Origin of the sequence: Halobacillus sp. A1 (genome assembly GCF_024189295.1) — a bacterium.
Classification (GTDB): domain Bacteria; phylum Bacillota; class Bacilli; order Bacillales; family Halobacillaceae; genus Halobacillus_A.
Genome location: NZ_JAIZEN010000088.1, coordinates 1 through 260 on the forward strand (window position 1 = coordinate 1; position 260 = coordinate 260).

The 260-nt window shown below is 35.4% G+C and carries 1 protein-coding gene; it reads left to right on the top strand.

Annotation, left to right across the window (positions count from 1 at the left end):
- Positions 1-260: GNAT family N-acetyltransferase (locus LF817_RS20115; RefSeq protein ID WP_253937575.1), on the top strand; the 260-nt coding region annotated here is incomplete at both ends.

Below are 260 nucleotides of genomic sequence, written 5' to 3' on the forward strand. Positions count from 1 at the left end.
TGATTGAAAACAGAGAAGCTTTCCCATTTGCAGTTATTCTTAAAGGCGAAGATAAACTCATAGGTACAATGACTCTTAGAGTGGATGAGTTACATAACAAGGGAGAGCTAGCTTATTGGATTGGTAACGATTTTTGGAATAAAGGTTATGCAACAGAGGCTTCTAAAATAGTTATTGATTTTGGGTTTAAGGAGCAAAAGCTTAATCGAATATGGGCTCCAGTAATGAGTAAGAATAAAGCTTCTGGAAAAGTAATGCAA